At 69.6% G+C, this 21,881-nt stretch carries 22 protein-coding genes; 14 read left to right on the top strand and 8 right to left on the bottom strand.

From position 1 onward, the window contains the following. Positions 1-73: 73 nt before the first annotated feature. Positions 74-766, bottom strand: a complete 693-nt coding sequence (locus OG246_RS21275) for a DUF2293 domain-containing protein (RefSeq protein ID WP_266465666.1) — start codon at positions 764-766, stop codon at positions 74-76. A 180-nt stretch (positions 767-946) separates the two neighbouring features. Here OG246_RS21275 and OG246_RS21280 point away from each other — a divergent pair, with 180 nt between their 5' ends. The 3 genes from OG246_RS21280 (at position 947) to OG246_RS21290 (ending at position 2,606) form a co-directional block, all read left to right on the top strand. Beyond that, the gene (locus OG246_RS21280; RefSeq protein ID WP_266465669.1) at positions 947-1,588 is read left to right on the top strand and encodes a uridine kinase; all 642 of its coding nucleotides are present in this window, start codon (positions 947-949) and stop codon (positions 1,586-1,588) included. A gap of 59 nt (positions 1,589-1,647) precedes the next feature. Next, complete coding sequence (locus OG246_RS21285) at positions 1,648-2,043, top strand: PPOX class F420-dependent oxidoreductase (protein WP_266465672.1); 396 nt, start codon at positions 1,648-1,650, stop codon at positions 2,041-2,043. A 134-nt stretch (positions 2,044-2,177) separates the two neighbouring features. Beyond that, positions 2,178-2,606: a CBS domain-containing protein gene (locus OG246_RS21290; RefSeq protein ID WP_266465673.1), complete on the top strand. Its 429-nt coding sequence runs from the start codon at positions 2,178-2,180 to the stop codon at positions 2,604-2,606. Positions 2,607-2,744: 138 nt separating this feature from the next. Here OG246_RS21290 and corA read toward each other — a convergent pair whose 3' ends face one another. Then, entirely contained in the window at positions 2,745-3,872 is a 1,128-nt protein-coding gene (gene corA, locus OG246_RS21295; RefSeq protein WP_266465675.1) for a magnesium/cobalt transporter CorA, read from the bottom strand. Between the two features lie 202 nt (positions 3,873-4,074). Here corA and OG246_RS21300 point away from each other — a divergent pair, with 202 nt between their 5' ends. Then, the gene (locus OG246_RS21300; protein ID WP_266465677.1) at positions 4,075-4,869 is read left to right on the top strand and encodes a methyltransferase domain-containing protein; all 795 of its coding nucleotides are present in this window, start codon (positions 4,075-4,077) and stop codon (positions 4,867-4,869) included. Positions 4,870-4,897: 28 nt separating this feature from the next. On the opposite strand, the gene OG246_RS21305 is transcribed toward OG246_RS21300, so the two are convergent. Beyond that, entirely contained in the window at positions 4,898-5,836 is a 939-nt protein-coding gene (locus OG246_RS21305) for a carbohydrate kinase family protein (RefSeq protein WP_266465681.1), read from the bottom strand. Beyond that, the gene (locus OG246_RS21310) at positions 5,833-6,741 is read right to left on the bottom strand and encodes a pseudouridine-5'-phosphate glycosidase (RefSeq protein ID WP_266465684.1); all 909 of its coding nucleotides are present in this window, start codon (positions 6,739-6,741) and stop codon (positions 5,833-5,835) included. The genes OG246_RS21305 and OG246_RS21310 overlap by 4 nt, the downstream gene beginning before the upstream one ends. 102 nt (positions 6,742-6,843) lie before the next feature. Here OG246_RS21310 and OG246_RS21315 point away from each other — a divergent pair, with 102 nt between their 5' ends. Further along, the gene (locus tag OG246_RS21315) at positions 6,844-7,272 is read left to right on the top strand and encodes a VOC family protein (protein ID WP_266465690.1); all 429 of its coding nucleotides are present in this window, start codon (positions 6,844-6,846) and stop codon (positions 7,270-7,272) included. Positions 7,273-7,317: 45 nt separating this feature from the next. On the opposite strand, the gene fdhA is transcribed toward OG246_RS21315, so the two are convergent. Further along, positions 7,318-8,544: a formaldehyde dehydrogenase, glutathione-independent gene (fdhA, locus tag OG246_RS21320; protein ID WP_266465694.1), complete on the bottom strand. Its 1,227-nt coding sequence runs from the start codon at positions 8,542-8,544 to the stop codon at positions 7,318-7,320. Positions 8,545-8,691: 147 nt separating this feature from the next. Between fdhA and OG246_RS21325 the strand changes: the two genes are divergently transcribed. Further along, positions 8,692-9,054, top strand: coding sequence for a cupin domain-containing protein (locus OG246_RS21325; RefSeq protein WP_266465697.1), 363 nt, complete (start codon positions 8,692-8,694; stop codon positions 9,052-9,054). A 54-nt stretch (positions 9,055-9,108) separates the two neighbouring features. Here OG246_RS21325 and OG246_RS21330 read toward each other — a convergent pair whose 3' ends face one another. Next, positions 9,109-9,663 carry a methylated-DNA--[protein]-cysteine S-methyltransferase gene (locus OG246_RS21330; protein WP_266465701.1) on the bottom strand — a complete coding sequence of 185 codons (555 nt, stop codon included), beginning with the start codon at positions 9,661-9,663 and terminating at the stop codon, positions 9,109-9,111. Positions 9,664-10,002: 339 nt separating this feature from the next. On the opposite strand from OG246_RS21330, the gene OG246_RS21335 reads away from it, so the two are divergent. The 7 genes from OG246_RS21335 to OG246_RS21365 all read left to right on the top strand — a co-directional run bounded on the left by OG246_RS21335 (position 10,003) and on the right by OG246_RS21365 (position 18,765). Then, entirely contained in the window at positions 10,003-10,869 is an 867-nt protein-coding gene (locus OG246_RS21335; RefSeq protein ID WP_266465703.1) for an MHYT domain-containing protein, read from the top strand. 40 nt (positions 10,870-10,909) lie between these two features. Beyond that, positions 10,910-13,039 carry an excinuclease ABC subunit UvrB gene (gene uvrB, locus OG246_RS21340; protein ID WP_266465706.1) on the top strand — a complete coding sequence of 710 codons (2,130 nt, stop codon included), beginning with the start codon at positions 10,910-10,912 and terminating at the stop codon, positions 13,037-13,039. 159 nt (positions 13,040-13,198) lie between these two features. Next, a complete protein-coding gene (locus OG246_RS21345; RefSeq protein WP_266465709.1) occupies positions 13,199-13,813 on the top strand; it encodes a TerD family protein in 615 nt (204 codons plus the stop codon). A 45-nt stretch (positions 13,814-13,858) separates the two neighbouring features. Beyond that, positions 13,859-15,886 carry a TerD family protein gene (locus OG246_RS21350; protein ID WP_266465711.1) on the top strand — a complete coding sequence of 676 codons (2,028 nt, stop codon included), beginning with the start codon at positions 13,859-13,861 and terminating at the stop codon, positions 15,884-15,886. Positions 15,887-16,171: 285 nt separating this feature from the next. Then, a complete protein-coding gene (locus OG246_RS21355; protein WP_266465714.1) occupies positions 16,172-17,161 on the top strand; it encodes a TerC family protein in 990 nt (329 codons plus the stop codon). Positions 17,162-17,289: 128 nt separating this feature from the next. Then, complete coding sequence (locus OG246_RS21360; RefSeq protein ID WP_266465717.1) at positions 17,290-17,592, top strand: hypothetical protein; 303 nt, start codon at positions 17,290-17,292, stop codon at positions 17,590-17,592. Between the two features lie 72 nt (positions 17,593-17,664). Further along, a complete protein-coding gene (locus OG246_RS21365) occupies positions 17,665-18,765 on the top strand; it encodes a calcium:proton antiporter (protein ID WP_266465719.1) in 1,101 nt (366 codons plus the stop codon). A gap of 37 nt (positions 18,766-18,802) precedes the next feature. Here the strand turns inward: OG246_RS21365 and OG246_RS21370 are convergent, their stop codons facing one another. Continuing rightward, a complete protein-coding gene (locus OG246_RS21370) occupies positions 18,803-20,071 on the bottom strand; it encodes an MFS transporter (RefSeq protein ID WP_266465721.1) in 1,269 nt (422 codons plus the stop codon). Between the two features lie 93 nt (positions 20,072-20,164). Continuing rightward, positions 20,165-21,211 carry a S66 peptidase family protein gene (locus OG246_RS21375; protein WP_266465729.1) on the bottom strand — a complete coding sequence of 349 codons (1,047 nt, stop codon included), beginning with the start codon at positions 21,209-21,211 and terminating at the stop codon, positions 20,165-20,167. Positions 21,212-21,313: 102 nt separating this feature from the next. On the opposite strand from OG246_RS21375, the gene aroQ reads away from it, so the two are divergent. Continuing rightward, entirely contained in the window at positions 21,314-21,787 is a 474-nt protein-coding gene (aroQ, locus tag OG246_RS21380; RefSeq protein ID WP_266465732.1) for a type II 3-dehydroquinate dehydratase, read from the top strand. Positions 21,788-21,881: the final 94 nt, after the last annotated feature.

A 21,881-nucleotide genomic window follows, 5' to 3' on the forward strand; every position in this document is an offset into this window, starting at 1 on the left:
ATGGGCACCTGGTCGGGGATGAAGTGCCCGGGGACGAGACGGCCCGCGCAAGCGAGGCGACCCCACGCCCTCGTCACGACGACACCTCCCCAGCCCGCCACCCCCGCAACACGCCCTCCACCACCCCCGAGACCCGCCGCCGCGCCTCAAACCGACCCACACCACTCATCAGCAACTGGTCATACCCCGTGTCCACGTGCCGCACGGCCGCCCCCACCGCCGAGACCACCGCGCCCTCGGACAACGCCCGGCCCGCGGCACTGCGCCCGACCCGCCCACTACCACGCACCGACGCGTGCGCGGCGATGTCCCGAGCCCGGTCGCCCGGACAGCCGGGAAACATCCGGAGGATCTCCCGCGCGAACGCCTCCGTGAACCGCAGATCCTCCGCCTCCCGCCGCCGAGTGTCCCGCGCCCGGCGCCGCCGCCGGGCCTCCGCGTCCGCCAGGCACCGTTCCTCGGCCCGGACGAGCGCCGCCTCCTCGACAAGCACGCCCTGCCGCTCGTACCGGCTCCTGCGCCGGTTGAACCGCACCACCACCGCCGACAGCGCACTCCCCTCCCGCGACCTCCGCGTCAGCGCGGTGTCGCCCCGCGGCAGGAACACCAGATGCCCGAGATCCGCGCAGTCCAGGCACCACGGCGCCCCCTCCTCCAGCACCAGCAGCGTGAGCGGCCCGGTCCGGCACGCGGCACACTGCCGCTTCTTGAGCGGCTGGACCACGAGAAGTCCAGTGCGGTGTACGGAAGTTGCGATCGGTGCCATAAGCGTTTCATTCCCCCGTCCGCCCCGGGATCTACGTCGTGGGCGAGCCGTCCCCAGGTAGCCACCGGATCCGCGCAACCCGGATGCCCCCTCCTCGACGCCACCCGCGCTTGAACTGCGACGCATCTCCCTCACCTCCCGCCCCACACACCTACGAGAACGCGTCCTGATCGCGGCATCATGGGCCCTGTGCGACTCGAAGCGATCACCTGGGAACGGCTCGGCGACCTTCTCGCCGAGCGGCTGCTCGACCTGAAACCGGACGACGGCAGCCCCTGGCCACGTATCGCCTTCGACGGTGCCCCGGCCTCCCGCCCCGGCGACCTCGCGCACCGAGTCTCCGAGGCGCTCCGCATACGCGGCCGGTCCTCGCTGGTCGTCGGCACGGAGGGCTTCCTGCGTCCCTCGTCGCTGCGGCTCGAATACGGGCGCGAGGACGTGGATTCGTACTACGACGGCTGGTTCGACACCGGCGCGCTGTGGCGCGAGGTCTTCGGCCCCCTCGAACCCGGTGGTGACGGCCGTGTCCTGCCCGACCTCTGGGACCCGGCCACCGACCGCGCCACCCGCAGCCCGTACGTCCAACTCGCGCCCGGCAGCCCCCTGTTGCTGCACGGCCCCCTCCTCCTTCGCCACTGGTTCCCCTTCGACCTCAGCGTCCATGTGCTCCTTTCCCCGGGCGCGCTCCGCCGCCGTACCCCCGAGGCCGAGCACTGGACCCTCCCCGCCTTCGCGCGCTACGAGACCGAGACGGACCCGGGCGCCACGGCCGATGTCCTGGTGCGCGCCGACGACCCGCGCCATCCGGCGTGGAACGGCTGATCGCGATCAGTTGTCCAAAACCCTTCTACATGCACGTGCATGTAGTTATGCTGCTGGTCATGACGATCTCCTTCGGTGAATCGGCCCGCGCTCTCCTCGATGCCAAGAACTTCGCCAGCGTCGCCACCCTCGGCCCCGGCGGCGCTCCCCAGAACTCCGTGGTCTGGATAAAACGTGAGGGCGACACCGTGCTGTTCTCCTCCACCGCCGGACGCCAGAAGGTGCGCAACCTCCAGCGGGACCCCCGCATCAGCCTCTCGGTCTTCGACCTCGCCAACCCCTACACCTCCGTGGAGATCCGCGGCACCGCCGAGATCCTCCCCGACGACGCCAAGCGCCTCCCGTACGAGCTCTCGCACAAGTACCTCGGCATCGACCCGCCGGCGGAGAAGGATGACGAGGTCCGCGTGATCATCCGTGTCGTCCCGGAGAAGATCGTCGGCTTCTCCGCCTGATCCGGAACCGGGAAATCCGACCCGGAACCGGGAACTTCCGGGTGCGTTTCTCCGGGCGCGCGGCGAGAATGTAGGGCGCCGGGACTAGCGGTGCGTTCGCGCCGCGCCGGCCGTCCGGCACCGGGAGGTACTTCATGACCACCGCCGGAGACATCATGCATCGTGGTGCCCAGTGGATCCCCGCCCACGAGACCCTGGACCGCGCCGCCCAGCTGATGCGTGACCTCAACGTGGGCGCCCTGCCCATCAGTGACGAGAACGAACGGCTCTGCGGCATCCTCACGGACCGCGACATCGTGGTCGGGTGTGTGGCCATGGGTCACGACCCGGCACGGGTCACCGCGGGCGAGATGGCCCAGGGCACTCCGCGCTGGATCGACTCGGGCGCTGATGTCGGCGAGGTGCTCCAGGAGATGAAGGGGCACCAGATCCGCCGGCTTCCCGTGATCGAGAACAAGCGCCTGGTCGGCATGATCAGCGAGGCTGACCTGGCCCAGCACCTGACGGACGAGCAGCTCGCCGCCTGGGTCGAGAGCGTCTACGCGAGGAGCGCGACGAGCTGACCTCGTCGATCTTCCCGATCCCGCCGACCGCACCGATGCGGCCGCTCCCACTCCCAGTCCCGCTCCCGCGTCCCGTTCGTTCCCGAGTACGCCCCCTCGTCCGGTCGGCCGTGCCGGGCGAGAGGCGTCCCCGGGGTGTCACAGCCAGCCGTTGCGCCTGAATCCCCGGTACAGGACGAGGCAGGCGACGGTGATCACGCCGATGACCAGCGGGTAGCCGAACCGCCAGTGCAGCTCCGGCATGTTGTCGAAGTTCATGCCGTACACCCCACAGACCATCGTCGGCACGGCGATGACCGCCGCCCACGCCGTGATCTTCCGCATGTCCTCGTTCTGCGCGACTGTGACCTGTGCCAGATGCGCCTGCAGGATGGAATTGAGCAACTCGTCGAAGGCGGCGATCTGCTCGGTGACCCGCATCAGATGGTCGGAGACGTCGCGGAAGTAGGCCTGTATCTCCGGGGGGACCACCCGTATCGGCCGGGTGGTGAGCTCCTGGACCGGGCGGGCGAGCGGCACCACGGCCCGCTTCAGTTCAAGGAGTTCACGCTTGAGCTGGTAGATACGGCCCGCGTCGGCCCGTGCGCCGTTCTCGGCGAAGACGTCGGCCTCGACCTGGTCGATGTCCGCCTGGACCGAGTCCGTGACATTCACGTAGTCGTCGACCACATGGTCCGCGATCGCGTGCAGCACCGCGGCCGGCCCCTTGGAGAGCTGTTGGGGATCGGACTCCAGCTCCTCGCGCAGCGGGCCCAGTGACCCGTGCCGTCCGTGCCGCACCGTGATGACGAAGTCGGGTCCGACGAAGACCATGATCTCGCCGGTGTTCACGACCTCGCTGGTCGCCGTCAGTTCCTTGTGCTCGACGTAGCAGACGGTCTTGAACACCGCGAACAGCGTCTCGCCGTACCGCTCGAGCTTCGGGCGCTGGTGGGCTTCCACCGCGTCCTCGACGGCCAGGGGGTGAAGGTCGAAGAGGTCGGCGATGCCCGCGAACTCCCGGTCCGTCGGCTCGTGCAGCCCGAGCCAGACGAACCCATCGCTCTTCTTGCGGACCCGCTCCACGGTGTCGACCAGATCGCGGCCGCCGGGGACTCTGGCACCGTCCTGGTAAGCCACGCAGTTCACCACTGCCGTACCCAGCGGGGACCTGGCGTGGTGGCTCAGGTCGACACGGGTGTGTCGCCGTGCCAGCCGCGCCACCTTGCGGAGGCCGCTGACCTTGTCGAGGCCCGCGACCTTCCGCAGATTCCCTGCCATGGACATCTGGATCTCCTTGCGTGGATCCCCTCGCGCCGCACTTTGCGCCTTGGCGTGCCAGTTTGCCAGGCCGGTTCGCTCGCCGGGGAAGCCTGTGGGAACGGAGCATTCCGTTCCGGTATGCAGGTGGGTGCCGGGTTGTGGGTGAGTGTCGCCAACGGGAGCGTCGGCGATTCCGGACAAGCGGTCCAACTGGGATGATCTCGCCATGACGCGAACCGACGGGTATCTCCTCGACAACCGACAGACCGAGGCGGGACAGCGCTTCGACGCCTTCGCCACTCTCTTCGACCCCACGACGTTCCGGCACCTCGAGCGCTTCGGCATCGGGTCCGGCTGGCGCTGCTGGGAGGTCGGCGCGGGCGGCACGTCCGTGGTGTCCTGGCTCGCCAAGAAGGTCGGCCCCACCGGACGGGTCATCGCGACCGACATCGACACGTCGTTGGTGGCGCCCGCCGCCCGTCCGCCGGTCGAGGTACGCGTCCACGACGTGGGTGCCGAGGAGCCGCCGGGTGAGGGCTTCGACCTCGTGCACGCCCGGCTCGTGCTGGTTCATGTGCCGGACCGGGAGCGGGCGTTGCGGTCGATGATCAAGGCTCTGCGGCCCGGCGGCCGGCTCCTCGTCGAGGACGCCGACCCCGCCCTGCAGCCACTGCTCTGCCTCGACGAGTACGGCCCCGAGCAACAGCTCGCGAACCGGCTGCGCCAGGGACTGCGCAGTCTGCTCGCGGAGCGCGGCGCCGATCTCGCGTACGGCCGAAAGCTCCCGCGGCTGCTCCGCGAGGCAGGGCTGCGCGGCGTGGAGGCCGACGCGTACTTCCCCGTCACCTCGCCCGCCTGCGCCGAGCTCGAATCCGCGACGATCCGTCAGATCCGGGACCAGCTCGTCACCGCGGGCCTCGCCACCCACGAGGAGATCGACCGCCACCTGGCCAATGTGGCCTCCGGTTCCCTGGACCTGGCGACGGCACCGATGATCTCGGCCTGGGGGCGCAAGGGTTAGGAACGAGAGGGGAGTCGGCGAAGCGCGGTCACGCACTTGCCGGCGGTCTCCCTCCGACCCGCTCCACCGCCATCGCCCCCGCCCCGCACCCCTCCACCGCTGCCTCCTCGGGCTCCGCGCCCGAGAGCAGGGCGGCGAGGAACGCTCCGGTGAAGGCGTCGCCCGCGCCCGTGGTGTCGTGAGGTGTGGCGGGCGACGCCGGAACACGGGCGTGGACGGCGCCCGCACGGGCCACCAGGGCTCCGTCGCCGCCCTGCTTGGCGACGACCAGGGGGACGTGGTGGCTCAACTTGGCCGCCGCGTCCGCCGGATCGGGCAGCCCCGTCAGCAGGAAAGCCTCGTCACGGCTGGGCAGCAGGACATCGACACCCTCGGCGAGTGCGAGGAAGCGGTCCACGCCCAGTTGCGTGAGGAACCCCGCCGATGCCGGGTCCAGGCTCACCGGTACGCCACGCGCGCGTGCCGACTCAAGCGCCACCGACACCAGCGCCCGCCCCGACCCGGAGAAGAGCAGGTAACCCGACAGATGCAGCCGCGCGACCCCGTCGAGCAACGCGGCCGACCAGTCGCCGGGTTCGAGCCGCAGCGCGGCTCCGCTGTCCGTGAGGAACGTGCGCTCCGCCGAGGCGCCCGCGTCCACCAGGCAGATGACCGTCCCCGTCGGCGCCTCCGGATCGACGACGAGAAGAGGACGTACTCCGCAAGCCGCCAGCTCACGCTCGTGCCATACGGCCGCGTCCGCACCCACCCGTCCCAGCAACCGCACATCCGCGCAGCCCCAGTACGCCGCCCAGCATGCGACGTTGGCGCCTGCCCCGCCCGGCAGGGTACGTATCGTGGCGGCGGTGTCGGTGCCCGTCGCGAGCGGGCCGCGGTGCCGGGCGACGACGTCGGTGACCACGTCACCGACGACGAGCAGCGCCCCCGTAGGCGCGCTCCCGGCAGCCGCGTGATGTCTCGCGCTCACGCCGCTCCGGCCCAGGCGGCCGCGATCCGTCCCGCGAGGCGTACGTTGCCGCGTACCGCCGCGAGGTTGGCGCTCAGCGAGGCGCCGTCCGTGTGCCGGACCAGATAGTCGAGCAGGAACGGCGTCACGGCCTGCCCTGTCACGCCCTCCGCCTCGCACGCGTGCAGTGCGTCGGCGAGCACGCGCGCGTGGAGCGCGGGATCGAGCTGCTCCTCTTCAGGGACGGGGTTCGCGACAATGAGCGCCGACTCCGGACCGTCCAGCGTGTCCTGCGCGCGCATGACATCCGCCACCTGCCCGGGCGACCGAAGCGTCCACTCCACCGGATGCCCCGAGTCGGACAGATAGAAGCCGGGGAACCGTTCCGTGCCGTATCCGGCCACCGCCACGCCCAGCGTCTCCAGGCGCTGCAGCGTCGCGGGTACGTCCAGGATCGACTTGACGCCCGCACACACCACCGTGATCCGGGTACGCGCAAGAAGGCCCAGGTCGGCCGACTCGTCCTGCGTCACCGTCCACTCCCGGTGCACCCCGCCGAGCCCGCCCGTCGCGAACACCCGTACGCCCGCGCGGGCAGCCAGCAGTGCCGTCGCCGACACGGTCGTGGCCCCGCTCGCTCCCGACGCCACGGCGAGCGGCAGATCGCGGTGGCCCAGCTTGCGGATCCCGTCCTCGTTGGCGACGCGCTCCAACTGCTCCTTGTCCAGTCCGACAAGGGGCCGCCCGTTGAGCACGGCGATCGTCGCGGGGACGGCGCCCTCCTGCCGTACGACATCCTCCAGCTCCAGAGCGACCTGCAGATTGCGCGGGCGCGGCAACCCGTGCGCGATGATCGTCGACTCCAGGGCCACCACCGGCCGGCGCGCGTCGAGCGCCTCTCGCACCTCTTGGGACACCACGATCACGCGTCTGCCTCCTGTTTGGTCGGTCGTCTTTCCTCATCTCTGGCGAGCGGCACGCCAGGTCAAACCCTTGCGGCCACCGCCGCGCGCCCTCAGCCTGGGGGCATGACGGACAACTCGACACGTCTCGACCATGTCGTCCTCTGGGTGCGCGATCCGGTCGCCTCGGCCGGCTTCTACGAGGAGGCGGTCGGCCTGGAGCCCCTGAGGGTCACCGAATTCGCCGCGGGAAAGGCACCGTTCCCCTCCGTACGCCTCAATGAAGAGACCATTTTCGATCTGATGCCGCTCCCCATGGCGGCGTACATGAACATGGTCCCCGGAGGTGCCGACAGCGCCGGCCACCCGGTCAACCACGTATGCCTGTCCCTCCAGGGGGACGATTTCCAGGCGCTGCGGACCCGTCTGGAGGAGCGGACCGTCCCCGTCTCGGAATTCTCCTACGACTCCTTCGGCGCCCGCGGAATGGCCAAGCGCAGCTTCTATTTCCGTGACCCGGACGGAAACGTCTTCGAGGCGCGGCACTACGAGTAGCGCGCGAAGGGGTGCCCACGCGCGCGTGGGCACCCCTTCAGGACCTCAGACCGGCCGTACGCCGGCCAGTGCCCCATGCGGATCGAGTACGTACTTGCGGCTGGCGCCCTGGTCGAACTCGGCGTAGCCGCGCGGTGCGTCGTCCAGGCTGATCACCGTGGCGTTGACCGCCTTGGCGATGTGCACGCGCTCGTGCAGGATCGCCTTCATCAGCCCCCGGTGGTAACGCATCACCGGGCACTGCCCCGTGGTGAACTGATGACTCTTCGCCCACCCCAGGCCGAGCCGCACCTTCAGCGTCCCGGTCCGGGCGTCCTGGTCGACCCCGCCGGGGTCGTCCGTGACGTACAGCCCGGGTATGCCCAGGGCGCCGCCCGCGCGCGTGACGCCCATCAGCGAGTTGAGGACGGTCGCGGGCGCCTCCTGGGCGTTCGGGCCGTGGGCCCGGGCCTCGAAGCCGACCGCGTCGACGGCCGCGTCGACCTCGGGCTCTCCGAGGATCTGCGCGATCTGGTCCTCCACGCTGCCGCGTGACACGTCGACGGTCTCGCAGCCGAAACTCCGTGCCTGGGCGAGGCGTTCGGCGTTGAGGTCCCCGACGATGACGACCGCGGCACCAAGGAGCTGCGCCGAAGCCGCGGCTGCGAGACCGACCGGGCCCGCTCCTGCGACGTACACCGTCGAACCGACCCCGGCGCCCGCGGTGACCGCGCCGTGGAAGCCGGTCGGGAAGATGTCCGACAGCATGGTGAGGTCGAGGAGCTTCTCCCGTGCCTGGTCCCGGTCGGGGAACCGCAGCAGGTTGAAGTCCGCGTACGGGACCATGGCGTACTCGGCCTGCCCGCCGACCCAGCCGCCCATGTCGACATAGCCGTAGGCGGCGCCCGGCCGGGCCGGGTTGACGTTCAGGCAGATGCCCGTTTTCTGTTCCTTGCAGTTGCGGCACCGCCCGCAGGCGATGTTGAACGGCACCGAGACGATGTCCCCGACCTCGACGAACTCGACGTCCGGGCCGCGTTCCAGTACCTCTCCGGTGATTTCGTGTCCGAGGACCAGCCCCTCGGGCGCGGTCGTACGGCCCCGCACCATGTGCTGGTCGCTTCCGCAGATGTTGCTGGCGAGCACCTTGAGGATGACCCCGTGCCGGCACTTGCGGCCGACGTTGTCGGGTGCCACTCCCGGCCCGTCCTGCAGTTCAAGCGTCGGGTGGTCGATGGTCCTGACCTCCACCGCACCCGGCTTGAGATACGCGACTGCCCTGTTTCCGGTCATGCCTGTTCGCCGTCCTTTCAGCCCCGTTGCTTCGGACGTCAGCGGCTGTGCGCATGGCGGAGTCTGCTACCAGGTGTGCGGTCCGGCCACCCTTCGCGCCAGGGGTTTCTGGTCCCTGATGGCGGCTTGCCCTTAAGGTGACCGCTCATGACCACGAACACCCAGGCCACGCCGTCCTTCGCCGTGCACATCCCCGATGCCGAGCTCGAGCCGGAGCCGCTCGACCCGGCCCAGATCGTCTCCGGCGACCCGGTCGTGACGGGCAAGGTGCTGTGGGAGTCGGCCGACGGCAAGCAGCTGCGCGGCATCTGGCAGATCACGCCCGGCGTGGTGACCGACACCGAGGCGAACGAGCTCTTCGTCGTCGTCAGCGGCCGTGCCACGATCGAGGTCGAGGACGGCGACGTCATCGAGGTGGGCCCCGGCGACGCGGCGATCCTGCGCGAGGGCGACCGCACGACCTGGACCGTCCACGAGACGCTCCGCAAGGCGTACCACATCAGCCTCTGAGGGCCTGTTCGGCGCAGGGCACGCTTCCGCCTGGAAGAGCAGGGCCCGCTCCGCCTAGAACAGCGGCTCCGGAAGCACCCCTTCCAGCGCGAGTAGCTTCCGCTTGGTCTCCAGCCCGCCCCCGAAGCCCCCGATACCGCCGTCGCGCTCGACGACCCGGTGGCACGGCACGACGACCGGCAGCGGGTTCGAGCCCATGGCCACGCCCACGGCCTGCGCCGCGCCCGGCTGGCCGACCCGGCCCGCCAGGTCGCCGTAGCCCACGACCGCGCCGTACGGGACGCCGGACGCCAGCTCGCGCAGCACCTGGCGGTTGAACCCGGAGATCAGCGACCAGTCCAGCGGCAGCTCGAAGTCACGCCGCTCGCCCGCGAAGTACGCCGTGACCTGACGTATCGGCTCGGCCAGGAGCGGGGAGCCGGGTGCCTCGACGGGCTCGCTGCCCAGACGTGAGGCGAGCCGGTCGAGCGCCTTGTCGCGCACCGCGTCCGTGGCGTGGAACACGACGTTCACCAGGCCGTCGCGCGTCGCCGCCAGCAGCAGCGGACCGATGTCCGTGCCGACGACCGCCCATACGACCTGCTGCTCGTTCTGCCCGTGGCTGTTCATGCGATCCACCGTACGGCGCACCACTGACAACGCCCCGCGACCGGACACGGACAGCATGAGCGTGACGGCGGAGAGTCAGCAGGTGCGGCCGGTGCCGGCGTGACACAGGAAGGCCAACGGAAAAGGGGTACGGGATGGCCACATATTGAATGGAGTTGGCCGAGTCCACACACTGGCGCCGCACAAGTGGGGCGAGGCCGTGTTTCTTTGCCGGAAAATCGTTCGACCGTTCCAGTGGGGGTCATACTCTCTGCCTCAACCCTGACCGTTCTTACGGTCCCGCGGGTGGGGGCAATTCAGAAAATTCCGGGCGAAACCGGGCGGGAAGGATAGCCGCGCATGCAGGGCACGGTCGACGGCTTCAGCTACGGACTCGTCACACCGGTAGTGGCATATCTCATGGCCTGCCTGGGAGGAGCGCTGGGGCTGCGCTGCACCACCAGATCGCTTCTCGTCGCCCGTTCCTGGCGGGCCGGCTGGCTCGCACTCGGCTCGGCCGCGATCGCCTCGGGCATATGGACCATGCACTTCATCGCGATGATGGGGTTCACGGTCGAGGAGACCCCGATCCGCTACGACAAACCGCTGACCTTCGCGAGCCTGGGCGTGGCCATCGTGATGGTCGGCGTCGGGATCTTCATCGTCGGCTACCGGGGAGCCACCGGTACGGCGCTCTTCACCGGGGGCACCATCACCGGCCTGGGAGTCGCCTCGATGCACTACCTGGGCATGGCGAGCATCAGCCTCAACGGGAGGCTCGAGTACAACACCCTCACCGTCTCCGCCTCGGTCGTCATCGCCGTCGTCGCCGCCACCGCCGCCCTGTGGGCCGCCGGGCAGGTCAGGGGATTCCTCTGGAGCGTGGGCGCCAGCCTCGTCATGGGGCTCGCCGTCACCGGCATGCACTACACCGGCATGGCCGCCCTCAGCGTCCATCTGCACAGCACGTCCAGCACTCCCGTCGGGGACTCGACCGCCGCCCTGATCGCGCCCATGATGATCGGCCCGCTGGTCTTCCTCTGTCTGGCGGGCGTCGTCGTGATGTTCGACCCCCTGATGGTCATGGGGAAGCCCGACTGGACGCCCAAGGACAACAGGCCGGGCATCCCCGCCCACCCGGCCGTCCCGCACCCCGGCAGCCGTCCGCCGCTCCGCCCCGGCCGGGACCGTGGACGCCGGAGCTCCCGCACCCCGCAGAACTGGTGATCCGGCACCGTTGTCAGTGCGGGGTCGTACGGTTGATTCCATGCGGCCCGTATCCAAGATCGAACGTTCGGTGGCGCCCTTCGAGGTCGTCAGCCCCTACCAGCCGAGCGGTGACCAGCCGGCGGCCATCGCCGAGCTGGAAAAGCGCATCCGCGCAGGTGAGAAGGATGTCGTCCTGCTGGGTGCGACCGGCACCGGCAAGTCCGCCACCACCGCGTGGATGATCGAGAAGCTCCAGCGCCCCACGCTCGTCATGGCACCGAACAAGACCTTGGCCGCCCAGCTGGCCAACGAGTTCCGCGAGCTGCTGCCGAACAATGCCGTCGAGTACTTCGTGTCGTACTACGACTACTACCAGCCCGAGGCGTACGTCCCGCAGTCGGACACCTACATCGAGAAGGACTCCTCGGTCAACGAGGAGGTGGAGCGCCTGCGCCACTCCGCGACCAACTCGCTGCTCACCCGCCGCGACGTCATCGTGGTCGCCTCGGTCTCCTGCATCTACGGCCTCGGTACGCCGCAGGAGTACGTGGACCGGATGGTCCAGCTCAAGGTCGGCGACGAGATCGACCGCGACGACCTGCTGCGCCGCTTCGTGGACATCCAGTACACGCGCAACGACGTGGCCTTCGCGCGAGGCACCTTCCGGGTCCGCGGCGACACCATCGAGATCTTCCCGGTCTACGAGGAGCTGGCCGTCCGCATCGAGATGTTCGGCGACGAGATCGAGGCCCTCTCCACGCTCCATCCGCTCACCGGCGAGGTCATCAGTGACGACACCTCGCTGCACGTCTTCCCGGCGTCCCACTACATCGCGGGCCCCGAGCGACTGGAGCGCGCCGCCAACGACATCGAGAAGGAGCTGGGGGAGCGCCTCGCCGAGTTGGAGAAGCAGAGCAAGCTCCTGGAGGCCCAGCGCCTGCGCATGCGTACGACCTACGACCTCGAGATGCTCCGCCAGATCGGCTCCTGCTCCGGCGTGGAGAACTACTCGATGCATTTCGACGGCCGTGAGCCGGGCTCCCCGCCGAACACACTGATCGACTACTTCCCCGACGACTTCCTGCTCGTCCTCGACGAGTCGCACGTCACGGTCCCGCAGATCGGCGCCATGTACGAGGGCGACGCCTCCCGCAAGCGCACCCTCGTGGACCACGGTTTCAGGCTGCCCTCCGCGCTGGACAACCGTCCCCTGAAGTGGGAGGAGTTCCAGAAGCGCATCGGGCAGACGGTCTATCTGTCCGCTACCCCGGGGAAGTACGAACTCTCGCGGGGGGACGGTTTCGTCGAGCAGATCATCCGGCCCACCGGTCTCGTCGACCCCGAGGTCGTCGTCAAGCCCACCGAGGGCCAGATCGACGACCTGGTGCACGAGATCCGCAAGCGCACCGAGAAGGACGAGCGCGTCCTGGTCACCACGCTCACCAAGAAGATGGCCGAGGACCTCACCGACTACTTCCTGGAGCTCGGCATCCAGGTGCGCTATCTGCACAGCGACGTCGACACCCTGCGCCGCGTCGAGCTGCTGCGGGAACTGCGCGCGGGCGAGTTCGACGTCCTGGTCGGCATCAACCTCCTCCGTGAGGGCCTGGACCTGCCCGAGGTCTCCCTGGTGGCGATCCTCGACGCCGACAAGGAGGGGTTCCTGCGGTCGGGCACCTCCCTCATCCAGACCATCGGCCGTGCGGCGCGCAACGTCTCCGGTCAGGTCCATATGTACGCCGACAAGATCACCCCGGCGATGGAGAAGGCCATCGACGAGACCAACCGCCGCCGGGAGAAGCAGGTCGCCTACAACAAGGAGAGGGGCATCGATCCGCAGCCTCTCCGCAAGAAGATCAACGACATCGTGGCGCAGATCGCCCGCGAGGGCGTCGACACGGAGCAGCTGCTCGGCTCGGGTTACCGCAAGGGGAGCGAGGGCAAGGGTGCCAAGGCCCCGGTGCCCGCGCTCGGCGGCAAGGCGGCCAGGTCCGCCAAGGGCAAGGGCAAGGAGACGGTTCCGACCGACCGCCCCGCGGCCGAACTTGCCGGGCAGATCGAGGAGATGACGGCGCGGATGCGTGCCGCGGCGGCCGATCTCCAGTTCGAGATCGCGGCCCGGCTGCGTGACGAGGTCTCCGAGATGAAGAAGGAGCTGCGGCAGATGAAGGAAGGCGGGCTCGCCTGACGCCCTTATACCGGTGCCGGACCCCGGCCTGTACGCACTGTGTTGCAAGACCGACACAAAGTGCGCCCCAGGGTTCGGCACTGTCAGTGCCGCTGCGTAGGGTTCTGGTCATCCGTGGACTCCGCGGAAACAGGGGACAGTTCGAGAGGGGATCTGCGCGTGGTCGACGTATCCAAGGGCGGTACGCCCGGTGGGCCTGGCGTCAATCTGACCAAGGGTCAGGCCATCAGTCTGGAGAAGAAGGGCGGGGGCACCCTCACCGCTGTGCGGATGGGGCTCGGCTGGCAGGCGGCACCCCGGCGCGGCCTGTTCGGCTCGCGCACCCGGGAGATCGACCTCGACGCCTCGGCCGTGCTGTTCGCCGACAAGCAGCCCGTCGACGTCGTGTTCTTCCGTCACCTCGTCAGCGACGACGGCTCCGTGCGGCACACCGGTGACAACCTCGTCGGCGGTGCGGGTCAGGGGGGCGACGACGAGTCGATCCTCGTCGACCTGCAGCGCATCCCGGTCCACATCGACCAGATCGTCTTCACCGTGAACTCCTTCACGGGCCAGACGTTCCAGGAGGTGCAGAACGCGTTCTGCCGTCTGGTCGACGAGACCAACGGCCAGGAGCTCGCCCGCTACACGCTCGCAGGCGGTGGGCAGTACACGGCCCAGATCATGGCGAAGGTGCACCGAGCGGGGGCGGGCTGGCAGATGACGGCCATCGGCACGCCGGCCAACGGCCGCACGTTCCAGGACCTGATGCCCGCGATCCTGCCGCAGCTGTAGGCAGCCCGGCGCGCAGCACACGAAGCGACATAGGGGGACAAGGCGATGACGGCCGAGCTGGTCCGGGGGCAGAACCATCCGCTCTCCCAGGTCCGTCTTGAGGTCCGCGTTTCGGCCGGCAAGCCGATCGTGGCCGGGGCCACGCTCAGCGATGAGCAGGGCAGGGTCCGCGGCGTCGAGTGGGTGGCCCACCCGGGCGCGCCCACTCTGCCCGGACTCGAGGTCTCCAGGCAGGCGGCGGCCGACCACCGCCTCGCCTTCGACCTGGACGCCCTGTCGGAGGCGGTGCACCGGGTGAGTGTGCTGCTCGCGCTGCCCTCCGGGGTCGGCGGCCCGGTCCGGTTCGGAGCCGTCGCCGCCCCCTTCGTCGCCGTCACCGGGCTCGACGGCTCCGAGGTCGCCAGCTACACCGTCACCGGCCTGGACGCCGAGTCGGCCGTCGTCGCCCTGGAGCTCTACCGCAGACAGGACGCGTGGAAGGTCCGTGCGGTCGGCCAGGGATACGCGGGCGGTCTCGCGGAACTCCTCGCCGACCAGGGCCTGCCCGAGGCGCAGCAGCTCGCGGGCAGCATCAACGATGCGGTGGCCCAGGGACTGGCCCGCTCGGTGGCGGCACCCCCGCCCCGTACGCCGGACGCGGACCGCTCACGACAGGCGGCCACCTCGGCGACGGGAGGGGACCAGCCGTACGCGGGACCGCCCCAGGGCGCCTCCGGGAACGTATCGCCGCCGCAGTCCCCGTACGACCTGCCCGGTGCGCAGGGCACCACAGCCCCGCAGACGAACTACCCCACGGGCGCCTCGCAGGCCGACCCGTCCGCCGTCACCCAGCCGTCCGCACCCGGCGCCGGCGATCCGATCAACTACACCCACCCCGGCAGGCAGAACGCCGCGGCGCCTCCGCCCCCGCCGACCGCACCTCCCGCACAGCCAGGGCAGCCCGCCCAGCCCGTCGCGGGCCACGCCACCGGCTGGTCCATGGAGGAGCGGCTCTACAACCAGGTGTGGGGCATGTTCGAGGACCTGGCCCGCACCACCGCCGCGTATCGCAGCGCCGTCGACTTCGCCGACTCGCGGATGGAGCAGGAGCTCGACAAGGTCCTGTCCGACCCGCGCAGCCGCATCGGCGGGCAGGGCGATGCCGCGCGCGAGGCGGCTCAGGCCAAGCACGCCCAGCTGGTGGACCAGGCCCGGGCCGCCCTCGACCGGGACCTCGCGCAACTCCGTGCCGAGGCCGATGTCGTCGAGCCCGCGCTGCCCGCCGCGTACGCGCGCTGGGACAACCCGGTCTGGCACGGCTACCGGGTGCCCATGGAGGTTCCGATGGCCTTGCGCCTGGGTGATCTCCGTCTGCCGGAGAGTGAGAGTCTGAGCATTCCGATGCTGGTCCGGCTGCCGTTGGAGCGCGGGCTGTGGATCGACAGCGGCCGCGCCGCCCTCGGCGACTCGCTCGCGGACTCCGACGAACTGCGTCGCCTCGCCATGGACACGGCGGTGGCGCATGCCGGGCGGCTGCTCGCGGTGCATCCCCCGGGCGAGTTCACGGTGCACGTCATAGATCCGGCCGGGTCGGGCGCCTCCTCCCTCACGCCGCTGGTGCGGTCGGGAGTGCTCGACGGCCCGCCCACCGTCGGAGCCGCGGGGGTGGCCGACGTCCTGGCCCGGCTCACCCAGCGCGTCGACCTGGTGCAGATGGCGGTGCGTGGGGGAGCGGCCGACTCGCTGCCCCCGGACCTCGACACCGCTGAACAGCTGCTGATCGTCAACGACTTCCCGCACGGTTTCGACGACCGCGCCGTGACCCAGCTGCGCTATCTCGCCGACGAGGGGCCGGCCGTCGGAGTCCACCTGATGATGGTGGCCGACCGGGAGGACGCCGAGGCCTACGGGCCGCTGCTCGACCCGCTCTGGCGCTCACTGCTGCGACTCACCCCGGTGCCCGACGACCACCTCGCCGACCCCTGGGTCGGACACGCCTGGACGTACGAGCCCACGCTCGTCCCAGCGGGCAGTCAGGTGCTCCAGCAGGTCCTCACGCAGGTTGCGGCGGCCCGCCGTTCCTGGAACCGCTGAGGCCTTCAGAGGGTGTACCAAGTATCAGTAAAGTCTCCTGACCAGCAGTTTTGGTCTTTCTTTTACTAATCTCTTTACCTTTCCTTGGTGGTTCGGGTACTGTTTTCCTCACGGAGGGGAGTACTCCCTATCTACTGCGGCGCACCCGTCAATACGGATCAGGCCAGATCCCGGGGCGTCGGTCCGCAGGCACCGGGCGCATCACGCGCGCCGGCCGCCACGGGCGGAAGAGACCTCCAGCAGCGACGACGCTGAAATCTGCCGTTACGAACTGCCGGAGGCGCAGTGGATGTTTCCGTGGCCCTATGGGTCCTGACGATCGCGGGCCTTGCCGCCCTCATTGCCGTCGACTTCTTCATCGGCCGCAAGCCGCATGACGTATCCATCAAGGAAGCCGGAATCTGGACGATCGTCTGGATCGTCCTGGCCGGACTGTTCGGGCTCGGACTGCTCGTCTTCTCCGGCGGCCAGCCCGCCGGAGAGTTCTTCGCCGGCTTCATCACCGAGAAATCGCTGAGCGTCGACAACCTCTTCGTCTTCGTCCTGATCATGGCGAAGTTCGCGGTGCCCACGCAGTACCAGCAGCGGGTGCTCCTCGTCGGTGTGCTCATAGCCCTGGTCCTGCGCGCGATATTCATCGCCGCCGGTGCCGCGGTCCTCGCGAACTTCGCCTGGGTCTTCTACATCTTCGGCGCGTTCCTCATCTACACCGCCTGGAAGCTGATCCAGGAGGCCCGCGCCGACGACGAGGAAGAGGACTTCGAGGAGAACCGGCTGCTCAAGGCCGCTGAGCGACGCTTCGGCGTGGCCGACCGCTACCACGGCACCAAGCTGTGGATCCAGCAGAACGGCAAGCGCGTCATGACGCCGATGCTGGTCGTGATGCTCGCGATCGGCACCACCGACGTGCTCTTCGCGCTGGACTCGATCCCCGCGATCTTCGGCCTGACCCAGGACCCGTACATCGTCTTCACGGCCAACGCGTTCGCGCTGATGGGTCTGCGACAGCTGTACTTCCTCATCGGCGGCCTGCTCAGGAAGCTGGTCCACCTCAGCTACGGCCTGTCGGTCATCCTCGGCTTCATCGGCGTCAAGCTGGTGCTGCACGCGCTGCACGAGTCGGGCGTCCATGTTCCCGAGATCTCCATCCCGGTCTCCCTCGGCGTGATCTGCGCTGTCCTGGTCGTCACGACGATCACCAGCCTGATCGCCTCCAAGAGGCAGGCGGCGCGGGAAGAGACCGAGAGCGCTCCGAAGGACAGCATCGACGTCTGACGACGCCGGACGTAGGAACAACCACCCCCGGGAGCGGTACGCGGCGAATTGCCGAGCACCGCTCCCGGTGCTTGCTTGGGACCTGAGCGCTCCCCGGCCGGGGGAGGCCCGGCCGGGTGGAGGCACCCATGAAGTTCGTGCAGATCATCGACTTCGAGACCGAGCGCATGGACGAGATGCGGGAACTGGTGGACCAGGCGGCCCAGCGCGCCGCGGGCCGCACCGGCGGCCCCACACACCGTCTCGTTCTTCAGGACCGCAACACGCCCAACCGCTATCTCGTGCTGATCGAGTTCGAGTCGCACGAGGATGCCATGCGCAACAGCAACGACCCGGAGACGACCAGGATGGCGGAGCAACTGGCCGCGCTGTGTACCAGGCCGCCTTCCTTCACCGACTGCGACGTACGGGAAATGACCGAGCTGAAGTAACGGCCCGGTCCCGGGACAGGAGCCCCGCATCACCGGAATGCGGGGCCCCTGTCCGCCTGAAAGGATCACTGCATGATCGTTCGGTTCCGGTCACTCATGACGCGATGGACGTCCGTCGTGCCCGTGATCGCACTGGTCCTGCTGGCCTTCACCTGGGGACGCGACCTGCCCGGAGCGGTCGTCGCGGTGGTGACGGTGGTCCTCGCCGGAGCCGTGCTGGCCGCCGTGCACCACGCCGAAGTGGTCGCTCACCGGGTCGGGGAACCCTTCGGCTCACTCGTCCTCGCCGTCGCCGTCACGATCATCGAGGTCGCCCTGATCGTCACCTTGATGGCGGACGGCGGCGACAAGAGCTCGACCCTGGCCCGCGACACGGTGTTCGCGGCCGTGATGATCACCTGCAACGGAATCGTCGGCGTGTGCCTGCTCGTCGCCTCACTGCGCCACGGACTGGCGGTCTTCAACGCGGAGGGCACCGGGGCCGCCCTCGCGACCGTGGCGACGCTGGCCACCCTCAGCCTGGTGTTCCCGACCTTCACCACCAGCAAGCCGGGCCCGGAGTTCTCCACGGCCCAGCTCACCTTCGCCGCGCTCGCCTCGCTGGTCCTGTACGGCCTGTTCGTCACGACCCAGACCGTGCGGCACCGCGACTACTTCCTGCCGATCACCCGACAGGGCAAGGTCATCGACGTGGACGACCACGCCGACGCCCCGTCCGCCCGTACGACCCGCATCAGCCTGGGGCTGCTCGCCGTGGCCCTCGTCGGTGTGGTCGGTCTGGCCAAGGGCGTGTCGCCGACCATCGAGTCCGGGGTCGAAGCGGCGGGCATGCCGGCCGCCGTGGTCGGTGTGATCATCGCGCTGCTCGTGCTGCTCCCCGAGACCATCGCCGCACTGCGGTCGGCCCGCCGCGACCGCGTGCAGACCAGCCTGAACCTCGCTCTCGGCTCGGCGATGGCCAGCATCGGCCTCACGATCCCTGCCGTCGCGCTGGCCTCCGTCTGGCTCTCCGGACCGCTCGTGCTCGGTCTCGGCGCCACTCACATGGTGCTGCTTGCGCTGACCGTGGTGGTCAGCTCCCTGACGGTGGTTCCCGGGCGAGCCACGCCACTGCAGGGCGGCGTCCATCTGGTGCTGTTCGCGGCGTACCTGGAGCTGGCGATCAACCCCTAGGGCGCGTCACTCGGTGGTTCGTGCCGCAAGCGGTACGTCACTCCGTCGCCGGTACGACCGTCAGCCGCGGCACCGGCCGGGTCTCCGGCAGCAGTGCGAAGCACCCCAGGCTGAGCAGCGCGATCCCCGTCAGATAGGCGGCCACACCCCAGGGGACCCCTTCCCCCTGCGCCACCGCCGTCGCCACGATCGGGGTGAGCGCGCCCCCGAGGACGCCGCCCAGGTTGTAGCCCACCGCCGCGCCGGTGCAGCGCACCCGGGGTTCGTACAACTCCGGCAGATACGCGGCGATGACGGCGAACATCGTGATGAACGAGATCAGCGCCACCAGGAAGCCGAGGAACATCAGCAGGGGTTCACCGGTCGAAAGCAGCGCGATCATCGGGAACATCCACAACGCGGCGCCCGCGCAGCCCACCAGACACAGCGGTCGCCGTCCGTAGCGGTCGCCGAGCAGCGCCATCAAGGGCGTCAGGGAGCCCTTCACCACCACGGCGGCCATGATGCAGGACAGCATGACGGTACGGCTCACACCGAGCCGTTCGACTCCGTACGCGAGTGCCCAGGTCGTCACCGCGTAGAACACCGCGTATCCGACCGCGAGGCCGCCGGCCGTCAGCAGCACCAGCCGCCAGTGATCGCGCACCACTTCGGCGAGCGGCACGCGCGCGTGGTCCCGCATTTCCAGGAACTGTGGACTCTCGACCAGCGAACTGCGCAGCCACAGCCCGGCCGCCGCGAGCACGCCCGCCGCCCAGAACGGCACCCGCCACCCCCAAGCCGCGAACTGTGCGTCGGACAGCGTCGCCGACAGCACCAGCATCACGCCGTTGGCCAGCACGAACCCCAGCGAAGGGCCGATCTGCGGGAAGCTCGACCACAGCCCGCGCCGCTCGGCGGGAGCGTGCTCGGCAGTCAGCAGCACCGCCCCGCCCCACTCCCCGCCAAGTCCGAGCCCTTGCAGAAAGCGCAGCACCAGAAGGAGTACGGGAGCGGCCACACCGATCGTGTTGTACGTCGGTACGCAGCCGACGGCGACGGTCGCCGCGCCGGTCAGCAGCAGCGAGGCGACGAGGACCGGCCGCCGCCCGTGCCGGTCCCCGATGTGCCCGAAGAGCACCGAGCCGAGCGGGCGTGCGACGAAGCCGACGCCGAACGTCGCGAAGGCCGCCAGTGTCCCCGCCAGCGGAGAGAACGTCGGGAAGAACAGCGGCCCGAGGACCAGCGCGGCCGCGGTGCCGTAGACGAAGAAGTCGTAGAACTCGATGGCCGTCCCGGCGAGCGAGGCGGCCGCGAGCCGGAGCATGGAGGGCTTCTTAACTGTGTGTACGTCTTGCATGCCGCGTCAACTACCCACGGTGATCGGCGGTTACGGGGGCGCGCGGAGGCTCGTTCCGTGTCAGTAGGTGACCGTGATGCGCCGGGCCGGGCCGTCGACGCGGATGGTGCCTCCATAGGGGATGACGATCTGCGGATCGGTGTGACCGAAGTCCACATCGAGGACGACCAGCATGTTGGGCGCATATATGTCGACGGCCCGGAGCACCGCCTCGTGCTGCTCCCGTACGTAACGGGCTCTGGCATCGGCGTCGTTGGGCTGCTCGAACGACCACGCCTTGGGGCGGGCCATCAGGAGCGCCGGGAAGCGCTGCAGCAGGCCGCGTTCGCCCATGCTGCGCAGGATCCAGAAGACGTCGCTCGCTCTCGGCATCTCCTCCGAGGTCTCCAGGAACAGCACGTGTCCGTCGTACACGGAAGGATCACGGGCGATCTCGCGGTCCGCCATCAACAGCCAGGAGAGGATCTCGAGGTTGCCGCCCCAGGAGCGACCCTCGACTACGCGGTCCGGGCGGTGCCAGGTCCAGCCGTCGCCCGGTTCCGTCGGCGGCTCGGACTTGAAGGTCGCCGGGTCCTCCCAGGGGCGGTTGACCTCACCGAATCGGTCGGCCGCGCGCAGCTCGTACGGCCCGGAGGTGAACAGCGCGGCCCGCAGCGACTCGGCGGTCAGCGGGTCCATGGCACCGGGGCGACCGAGCTCGCACATCACCGATCCGCCGTGGTAGCCGACGATTCCGGCGTTCCACAGGTATGCGAGGAGGTTGGTGTTGTCGCTGTACCCGAAGAACGGCTTCGGGTTCGCGCGGATCAACTCCCGGTCCAGCAAGGGCAGCACGGTGATCTGGTCGTCGCCGCCGATCGAGGAGATGACGGCCTTGATCGTCGGATCGGCGAACGCCGCGTGGATGTCGTCGGCACGCTCCTGAGGCGTCGAGCCCATCTTCCGGGTCGCCGGATACTCGGCCGGTTCGAGGCCGTACTCCTTGCGCAGCCTCTCCAGCCCCAGCTCGTACGGAAGCGGCAGGAGCCCGGGGAGTCCGGAGGACGGCGAGATCACCGCTGTCCGGTCGCCCGGCGAGGGCTTGGGAGGGTACGAGGGCGTCGTCATGACGGGAGGGTATGGGGCGCTACCGGCTCGGCGCACCGTGATAAACCGGGTCTGAGCAGCGGTCCTCAATGGGCCGGCAGACCTGGAAGGACCGGAGGAACTGTGCCCCGCACACTCGCCAACGCCCCGATCATGATCCTCAACGGGCCCAACCTGAACCTTCTCGGGCAGCGCCAGCCGGAGATCTACGGCTCGGACACGCTCGCCGACGTCGAGGCCCTGTGTGCCAAGGCGGCGGCCGCGCACGGCGGCACGGTGGACTTCCGCCAGTCCAACCACGAGGGCGAGTTGGTGGACTGGATCCACGAGGCACGCCTGAACCACGCCGGGATCGTGATCAACCCGGCCGCCTACTCGCACACCTCCGTCGCGATCCTGGATGCGCTCAACACCTGCGACGGCCTTCCGGTGGTGGAGGTCCACATCTCCAACATCCACCAGCGCGAGGAGTTCCGGCACCACTCGTACGTCTCCCTCCGCGCCGACGGGGTGATCGCGGGGTGCGGTGTGCAGGGGTACGCGTTCGGGGTGGAGCGGGTCGCGGCGCTCGCGCGGACGGGTCAGACGGAGGCCTGACGGTGCTGGTCACCCGGAGGCCTGATGGTGCCGGGCAGGCGGAGGCGCGACGGCGTGGGGCAGGCGGAGGCGCGACGGCGTGGGGCAGGCACAG

Origin of the sequence: Streptomyces sp. NBC_00620, assembly GCF_026341825.1 — a bacterium.
GTDB lineage: Bacteria > Actinomycetota > Actinomycetes > Streptomycetales > Streptomycetaceae > Streptomyces.

Excerpts from the sequence above, each read along its gene's own strand:
- OG246_RS21325 (WP_266465697.1), top strand. The coding sequence starts at position 8,692 with ATGACCACGAACACCCAGGCCACGCCGTCCTTCGCCGTGCACATCCCC.
- OG246_RS21365 (WP_266465719.1), top strand. The coding sequence starts at position 17,665 with ATGATCGTTCGGTTCCGGTCACTCATGACGCGATGGACGTCCGTCGTG.
- corA (WP_266465675.1), bottom strand. The coding sequence starts at position 3,872 with ATGTCCATGGCAGGGAATCTGCGGAAGGTCGCGGGCCTCGACAAGGTC.
- OG246_RS21330 (WP_266465701.1), bottom strand. The coding sequence starts at position 9,663 with ATGAACAGCCACGGGCAGAACGAGCAGCAGGTCGTATGGGCGGTCGTC.
- OG246_RS21290 (WP_266465673.1), top strand. The coding sequence starts at position 2,178 with ATGACCACCGCCGGAGACATCATGCATCGTGGTGCCCAGTGGATCCCC.
- OG246_RS21300 (WP_266465677.1), top strand. The coding sequence starts at position 4,075 with ATGACGCGAACCGACGGGTATCTCCTCGACAACCGACAGACCGAGGCG.
- OG246_RS21370 (WP_266465721.1), bottom strand. The coding sequence starts at position 20,071 with ATGCTCCGGCTCGCGGCCGCCTCGCTCGCCGGGACGGCCATCGAGTTC.
- OG246_RS21280 (WP_266465669.1), top strand. The coding sequence starts at position 947 with ATGGGCCCTGTGCGACTCGAAGCGATCACCTGGGAACGGCTCGGCGAC.
- OG246_RS21335 (WP_266465703.1), top strand. The coding sequence starts at position 10,003 with ATGCAGGGCACGGTCGACGGCTTCAGCTACGGACTCGTCACACCGGTA.
- OG246_RS21375 (WP_266465729.1), bottom strand. The coding sequence starts at position 21,211 with ATGACGACGCCCTCGTACCCTCCCAAGCCCTCGCCGGGCGACCGGACA.
- OG246_RS21285 (WP_266465672.1), top strand. The coding sequence starts at position 1,648 with ATGACGATCTCCTTCGGTGAATCGGCCCGCGCTCTCCTCGATGCCAAG.
- OG246_RS21360 (WP_266465717.1), top strand. The coding sequence starts at position 17,290 with ATGAAGTTCGTGCAGATCATCGACTTCGAGACCGAGCGCATGGACGAG.
- OG246_RS21275 (WP_266465666.1), bottom strand. The coding sequence starts at position 766 with ATGGCACCGATCGCAACTTCCGTACACCGCACTGGACTTCTCGTGGTC.
- OG246_RS21315 (WP_266465690.1), top strand. The coding sequence starts at position 6,844 with ATGACGGACAACTCGACACGTCTCGACCATGTCGTCCTCTGGGTGCGC.
- fdhA (WP_266465694.1), bottom strand. The coding sequence starts at position 8,544 with ATGACCGGAAACAGGGCAGTCGCGTATCTCAAGCCGGGTGCGGTGGAG.
- OG246_RS21350 (WP_266465711.1), top strand. The coding sequence starts at position 13,859 with ATGACGGCCGAGCTGGTCCGGGGGCAGAACCATCCGCTCTCCCAGGTC.
- uvrB (WP_266465706.1), top strand. The coding sequence starts at position 10,910 with ATGCGGCCCGTATCCAAGATCGAACGTTCGGTGGCGCCCTTCGAGGTC.